Here is a 6,074-nt window from a genome sequence, read left to right as displayed (position 1 = left end):
TCTCTTCTTCCGTTACGTCATTTCTTCGGCTAACATTTAAAATATCTCCTTCTTTTAATTGTTCGAGTATATTCTTGGCTAGTCTTTTCGTATAGGTTCGTTTCTTGGCGACAAAATCTAACTCTTCACTAAAGAGTTTTCGACAATTATCGCACTTAAATTGACGACGATTAACCTGTAGGTACACTGGTTGACCTGAGATTGGTAAATCTTTGACTAAATGTCGATGATTTTGGTGGAGTTTATCGCTCTCTAACCCACAACGAGGACAGATTGCTTTTTTATTTTTCGATTCGATTTGGCAAACTATACCGATATTTTCTAGGTGTAGATAGCCTTGAATAGACGTTCCTTTTAGGTTCAAAAATTTGTCAAGTATCATAAGTAAAATACTCTGGTTTTTGGCTATTATATCAAATCTTAACTCAATTGTCTATCTTTTGGTATTAACCTGTTTGTGCCTTAAGTCCTTCCCTGTATGGATTTCAGCTACTTTTGAGCTTAGATACTCTCATCGAATTTTATTTTAAGTTAATTATTTGCATAACAATTCCCGAAGAGCCTTAATTGATTAGTTCGCTCTAGATCGAAAATAATTGACAAAAATCGCTAAATGCCTTTCTATATATGGGTTCCATCCCTTATAACCCCCGTCCATTGCATAACACAAACCGAAGAGCCTTACTGTTTACTGATCGCTAAAAAATCCCCTATATCCTTGATTATTATGTCTCGATTACCTGATGCAGTTTGGATTAATGTTAACCCCAGTTTTCGCCGTTTTGATCGCCCGGTGTTGGATTGTTTAGCCCGGGAAGTTGCGATCGCTGATTGGCAATACTGTCAATCTCTTGATCAGCCAGCTTCTCTTGATATCGCCTTAGTATTAATACAAGATTACCTGAAACAATGCGATCGACCGCTGCATTTAGTCGGCCACGGCACGGGGGGATTAGTAGGATTACTGTATGCGCGTCGTTATCCAGAAAGGGTAAAATCCTTAACTTTGCTCTCTGTGGGAGTCTATCCGGCGATCGATTGGCAAGCTCATTATTATGTGCTATCAAAATTACTGCCTTGTTCTCGTCAAACTCTGCTCAATCAATCGGTTCACAATCTTTTTGGCCATCAACCCTGCGCTTTAACCCAAGAATATCGCTATCTCTTGGAAGAGGATTTATTATTGTCCCTTTCTCCCCATAATCTCTATCAGAATGCCCATTTCGCCCCGGGGACAGTTCCCGTACCCCTGTTAGTCTGTGGGGGAGATATCGATACGATTATCGATCAGCATTTATTGCAAGGATGGCAACCCTGGTTAAAGTCAGGCGATCGCATTTGGAGTTGTCACAAAGGGCGTTATTTTTTCCACTATTCCCACCCCTACAGCGTCAGTCAAGAGATTTTTAGTTTCTGGCGATCTCTAGTTCCACAGGAATTTCTTTCTGAGCAAACTGTAATTATTCCTTAATTGACAAAAATCGAGATTTATGTTAAGGCTAATACCGCTCTTTTGTCCGATCGCAATCTGGATAACGCTGCTGTTCTTTTTTACTGCCCTTTTTCTTGCTGTTGCCCAAGGGCGCCGGCAGTTGCAAAAGCTGCATCGAATTCCCTGTAGTCGCTGTGTTTTTTGTACCGGAGATTATCGCTTGAAATGTGCGGTGCATCCAATGCGTGCCTTTTCGGAAGAGGCGATCGATTGTCGGGATTTTGAGCCAGAAACTCAGGAAAATCCCGTTAATTCGCTGCCCTTGCTGACGGTAACTTTTTACTGGCTATGGAGTATATCTAAGCAGAGTATAGTTAGTCTAAAAAATAGGGGGGATGATTACGAACTCAATCCTTAATATACATGGCTTATAGATATTGACACAAAATCAAAAAAGGATGCTAGGCTAAAGGAGTCAGGTAAATTGTCCAGAAATGGAGCGTGAATTATGTCAGGAAGAGGTGGATGGCGCGGCGGCGCAGGACGTAAGAGAGCATGGCAAAATGGAGAAACTCAGACTATTCGGGTTCCCATTGCCCTTAAAGACCAAATACTCAACCTTAGTCAGCAATTAGACCAAGGACAGACATTTTTTCCCAGAGACTTGCGGCTATTGCTAGAGGAAATTCTCGCCGAGTGGGAAGTTAAATGTCAGGAGAACAATAGCGCAGAATGGCAACCAGTGCGTCAACTGTTAGCAGAAATAGAAGCACTACTCGCTCAAGAAACAGAGTGCGAGAGAGGACACAGGAGAGGAAACGGTCATTGTGGAGGTTCTCGGCATCTCTACTGAAATCTTTTGAGTAGTCCCTTAAGGTAAAGTTGCTGTCGTCAAGAATCAGCACGCTTCTCTAAATACTGCCTATTGAGTTTTTGCTGCGTTGGTGGTCATGCCGATGCCTTGATAAAAGCTCCTATCCCCCAGTCTATCATCTGGTTGATGCGAGGCAATCTTCCCCTGTGTATCGCTAGTTAGGGAGAAAAATGTAAATATTTATTAAATTGTAGCGTAGAATACAGTGCGGAGAGAAGTGTAAATACGATTTCAAGTCGCAATTGGTTTTGGGTTATGTGATCGCACTAGCTAACACGACTCATAATAACCTCTTTATCCTCAATCCCATCGGCATGAATTTCCTGACTGCCCAGTTGTTGAAACTCCCCTAGTAACTGAAAAAAACGCTCAAATCCTTGCTTTTCATCTGGGCAATAGAGCAGGATAATTTTAGCCCAAGCATTAGATGTATGGAGATTGTATTTCTTTTCAACAAACTGATGAAACTCTTGATAAAATCTCATCTCTTCTACCGTCGGTTCAATTCCTAGCTCCCGCCTAGCAGTTTTATAACCTGCTAAAAACATAAACAAATCCGACACGGAAGGACGACCAATATACAGTCCAGGTCTAGCTTTAATCTTGGCTAAAATCTCAAACAATCCGCCTTTCACTTCCATGTTTACCATTCTCTCCTTTCAGTAATTATAAATTCTTCACTTTGACAATGAAAATCTTTCAGCCAATCCTCTCGTATCATCCCTTTAGGAGAAAGATTATCAAACACTCTTCCTCTCACTTCTACCCCATAGTGTTTTCCATTAATCGTAATTGATTCATCATTTCCTAGGCGATCGCTGATGATATAATCTTCATCATGATAGCGCGTTTTCAGTTCGATCACTTTCCCCTCAATTTCGTTGTCTGTTAGCCACTGCATTACTGCCCTAGCACATTCATAACATTGATAAAGCTCAAATTTACTGACAATCTTGCCAATTTCTTGATAAATTTGGGAATCTGTTAACTTAACCACTCTCTCACTCCAAAATGAAAGCTGGTATCCCTAGTTTATAAGCCAGTTGGAGCTTAATCGGTTTAGGGATGAAGGCAAGGGATAGTTAGGAAAAGAAATCTAAAGACTATATTAAATTGTAGCGTAAAATACAGTACAGGGGTAGTTTGTAATTTGGTTTCAAATCGCTATTAACAGAGTATGTAAATTAGACATCGACCTAATATTATCTAAAGACTAAAAGTTTTTCTAGTTAAGAATTTTAACCAAATAAAAATGATTTTAATTGCCCCATATTTTTTCAGTTAGATTGAATTAGCAACGATAGATGTACATTTCAGGTATCGAACTATTTAATTAGTACAAGATGAAAAGATAGGCTGTAACTAGGTTATCGCTCTTGGAGATGTCTAACAAACTTTAATCTAAGTTAAGGGCGATCGCACCTAATAAAAAAATGATCGCCCCATTCGTAGTAAGCTCTTTAGGACTGATTATGGCTAAAGCCATTACTACAAACAAAAAGGCGATCGCTCTTTTGTCGTTATTGAAATATTTCTGCTCAAAATCTTAATGTTTCAAAACAGTGTGATAAAGAAACTAATAAAGTTCTTCTTCTTTATCGGTTTCGATTACACAATTAGAAGTAGCATAAGCTACGCAAAGCAAGACATAACCATCTTCAATTTGATCGTCATCCAAGAAAGATTGATCTGATTGATCCACATTACCAGAAATCAGTTTAGCAGCACAGGTAGAACAAGCTCCTGCACGACAATTGGAAGGTAAGTCTAACCCTTCTTCTTCGGCTACATCAAGAATATACTCATCAGCAGGAACTTCAATTGTATATTGTCCATTAGGAGTTCTTAATGTCACGTTATAGTAACCTATACCATAACTATTATTTGGTGTTCTTAAATCAGATTCTTGACGACGTCTTTTAAGTTCTTCTATACCTTCTTCGAGTTTTGTTATTCCTGCAAGGTATTCTTGATATTGTGGTGATGCTATAGTCGCTTCTCTGATTTTTCTTTGTTCCTCTTCTTGACGATGTCTTTGAAATTCTTGAATTTTTTCTCCTACTTTTTCGACACCTTCTTCTACTTTCCGAGCAATTTCAGGAGTTTTCTTAAACAATTCTTGCCCCAGATGCTTCGCCAGATGCTGTCCCGCATGGTTTACTATGTGTCCGAACCAATTACTCATTCTAAAAATCCTCCTGTAATAAAAATATTTGAAACTTGACTTGAAATTTAACAAAATTGAAGACTGTTTATAAAACTATTGACAGTTTTACTTCCCTCTATACCAGTAAATTCTGGAACAGCTAGAACAAGGAAACTGATCAAAAGCATCAGGACGAAAAGAGAGAGGAACATTTTTCTTACATTGTAAACAATAAAAACAACAACGACCGCAACGATTACATATTTTGTACGGTACTGCATCGTCAGATCTATATCTTTCACCAATACCGAAAGCACCAGGAGTACTGGCAAACATACCAAATGTAACTTTAGCCGTTGTTGCAGGATTACCCATGAATTTTGCAACCCCTAAAGATTTATCTATAATATTAGGCAATCTTAGAGTGTCTTGAGTATTACAATGAGGACAGATATTTTTTGCGGACATTTTAATTTAACCTCCTGAATATTTAATACCAACTTTGCTTAAAATTTGAGCTACCTTAGTAGCGTTATAACTAGGTACTTCTATCACATCACCTGAAATTGAAGCATTTGAACCTAACTCACTTACCACTTTTGCCTTAGCCTCCGATTTCTGCGAGTCTAAAGCGTATTTATCAAGAACAAATTTAGGCATATCAACCCTTTTAATCAATTATCTAAATCCAAAAATCCTGACCTTGTAGTTGTTTTTGGTATTGTTCTGTCAGCTTAACAGAGGTTTTTTTCAACCACCACCAGATTTGACCTGACGCTTTGTAAAGAAATATTAAGACAATGCCAGAAATGACTTGATCTTGTTTTATGACAACTGACCTATAATATAGGTAACAACTTATTCACTTTCATACCATGAAGGATAGTTTACACTTGTTGCGTTTTATCGAAGATTTATTGATAGAGGAAGATGGGCAAAGTCTTAGTGATATTCAGCGACACATTATTGAAGAGTTATTAAACGGCAAAACCTATAAAGAAATTGCAGATAGTTATGGTTATGATGAGAAACATATTGGCGATGTGAGTAGAAATAAAAGGCTCTTCGGGAATTGTTATGCAAATAATTAACTTAAAATAAAATTCGATGAGAGTACCTACGCCTAAAAGTAGCTGAAATCTATACAGGGAGACACTTACGGCACAAACAAGTTAATATCAAAAGATAGACAATCGAGTTAAGATTTGATATAATAGCCAAAAACCAGAGTATTTTACTTATGATACTTGACAAATTTTTGAACCTAAAAGGAACGTCTATTCAAGGCTATCTACACCTAGAAAATATCGGTATAGTTTGCCAAATCGAATCGAAAAATCAAAAAGCAATCTGTCCTCGTTGTGGGTTAGAGAGCGATAAACTCCACCAAAATCATCGACATTTAGTCAAAGATTTACCAATCTCAGGTCAACCAGTGTACCTACAGGTTAATCGTCGTCAATTTAAGTGCGATAATTGTCGAAAACCCTTTAGTGAAGAGTTAGATTTTGTCGCCAAGAAACGAACCTATACGAAAAGACTAGCCGAGAATATACTCGAACAATTAAAAGAAGGAGATATTTTAAATGTTAGCCGAAGAAATGACGTAACGGAAGAAGAGA

Annotated in this window: 11 protein-coding genes; 5 read left to right on the top strand and 6 right to left on the bottom strand. The window is 38.1% G+C overall.

Features of this window, described 5'->3' with window-relative positions:
* Positions 1 to 382, bottom strand: a 382-nt coding sequence (locus IQ224_RS20860) for a transposase family protein (RefSeq protein ID WP_194033453.1), incomplete at its 3' end; no start/stop codon positions are given.
* Positions 383 to 727: 345 nt separating this feature from the next.
* Between IQ224_RS20860 and IQ224_RS20855 the strand changes: the two genes are divergently transcribed.
* From IQ224_RS20855 to IQ224_RS20845, 3 genes are all read left to right on the top strand, one after another.
* A complete protein-coding gene (locus IQ224_RS20855) occupies positions 728 to 1,471 on the top strand; it encodes an alpha/beta hydrolase (protein WP_036400020.1) in 744 nt (247 codons plus the stop codon).
* A 19-nt stretch (positions 1,472 to 1,490) separates the two neighbouring features.
* Positions 1,491 to 1,850: a hypothetical protein gene (locus tag IQ224_RS20850; protein ID WP_002742249.1), complete on the top strand. Its 360-nt coding sequence runs from the start codon at positions 1,491 to 1,493 to the stop codon at positions 1,848 to 1,850.
* A 90-nt stretch (positions 1,851 to 1,940) separates the two neighbouring features.
* Positions 1,941 to 2,285: a hypothetical protein gene (locus IQ224_RS20845; protein WP_002742247.1), complete on the top strand. Its 345-nt coding sequence runs from the start codon at positions 1,941 to 1,943 to the stop codon at positions 2,283 to 2,285.
* Positions 2,286 to 2,572: 287 nt separating this feature from the next.
* On the opposite strand, the gene IQ224_RS20840 is transcribed toward IQ224_RS20845, so the two are convergent.
* The 5 genes from IQ224_RS20840 to IQ224_RS20820 form a co-directional block, all read right to left on the bottom strand.
* On the bottom strand, positions 2,573 to 2,956 hold the full coding sequence (locus tag IQ224_RS20840) for a DNA polymerase epsilon catalytic subunit A (RefSeq protein WP_228036335.1): 384 nt from the start codon (positions 2,954 to 2,956) through the stop codon (positions 2,573 to 2,575).
* Complete coding sequence (locus IQ224_RS20835) at positions 2,950 to 3,303, bottom strand: papain fold toxin domain-containing protein (protein ID WP_002742244.1); 354 nt, start codon at positions 3,301 to 3,303, stop codon at positions 2,950 to 2,952. The genes IQ224_RS20840 and IQ224_RS20835 overlap by 7 nt, the downstream gene beginning before the upstream one ends.
* A gap of 579 nt (positions 3,304 to 3,882) precedes the next feature.
* Positions 3,883 to 4,176 (bottom strand): 2Fe-2S iron-sulfur cluster-binding protein, encoded by a 294-nt coding sequence (locus IQ224_RS25120; RefSeq protein ID WP_036400026.1) that lies wholly within the window; start codon positions 4,174 to 4,176, stop codon positions 3,883 to 3,885.
* 402 nt (positions 4,177 to 4,578) lie between these two features.
* On the bottom strand, positions 4,579 to 4,920 hold the full coding sequence (locus IQ224_RS20825; protein WP_153044872.1) for a hypothetical protein: 342 nt from the start codon (positions 4,918 to 4,920) through the stop codon (positions 4,579 to 4,581).
* 6 nt (positions 4,921 to 4,926) lie between these two features.
* Entirely contained in the window at positions 4,927 to 5,112 is a 186-nt protein-coding gene (locus IQ224_RS20820) for a hypothetical protein (protein WP_002742242.1), read from the bottom strand.
* A 215-nt stretch (positions 5,113 to 5,327) separates the two neighbouring features.
* Between IQ224_RS20820 and IQ224_RS20815 the strand changes: the two genes are divergently transcribed.
* Both IQ224_RS20815 and IQ224_RS20810 read left to right on the top strand, forming a co-directional pair.
* Positions 5,328 to 5,543 carry a hypothetical protein gene (locus IQ224_RS20815; RefSeq protein ID WP_084990001.1) on the top strand — a complete coding sequence of 72 codons (216 nt, stop codon included), beginning with the start codon at positions 5,328 to 5,330 and terminating at the stop codon, positions 5,541 to 5,543.
* Between the two features lie 149 nt (positions 5,544 to 5,692).
* The coding region (locus IQ224_RS20810; protein WP_194033130.1) for a transposase family protein at positions 5,693 to 6,074 on the top strand (382 nt) is incomplete at its 3' end.

The sequence above is a fragment of the Microcystis sp. LEGE 00066 genome (assembly GCF_015207925.1).
Lineage (GTDB): Bacteria > Cyanobacteriota > Cyanobacteriia > Cyanobacteriales > Microcystaceae > Microcystis > Microcystis ichthyoblabe_A.
The sequence above is the reverse complement of the archived record's forward strand: the minus strand, read 5'-3'. Positions and strand labels throughout refer to the sequence as shown.

Excerpts from the sequence above, each read along its gene's own strand:
- IQ224_RS20855 (WP_036400020.1), top strand. The coding sequence starts at position 728 with ATGTCTCGATTACCTGATGCAGTTTGGATTAATGTTAACCCCAGTTTT.
- IQ224_RS20850 (WP_002742249.1), top strand. The coding sequence starts at position 1,491 with ATGTTAAGGCTAATACCGCTCTTTTGTCCGATCGCAATCTGGATAACG.
- IQ224_RS20845 (WP_002742247.1), top strand. The coding sequence starts at position 1,941 with ATGTCAGGAAGAGGTGGATGGCGCGGCGGCGCAGGACGTAAGAGAGCA.
- IQ224_RS20840 (WP_228036335.1), bottom strand. The coding sequence starts at position 2,956 with ATGGTAAACATGGAAGTGAAAGGCGGATTGTTTGAGATTTTAGCCAAG.
- IQ224_RS20825 (WP_153044872.1), bottom strand. The coding sequence starts at position 4,920 with ATGTCCGCAAAAAATATCTGTCCTCATTGTAATACTCAAGACACTCTA.
- IQ224_RS20820 (WP_002742242.1), bottom strand. The coding sequence starts at position 5,112 with ATGCCTAAATTTGTTCTTGATAAATACGCTTTAGACTCGCAGAAATCG.
- IQ224_RS20815 (WP_084990001.1), top strand. The coding sequence starts at position 5,328 with ATGAAGGATAGTTTACACTTGTTGCGTTTTATCGAAGATTTATTGATA.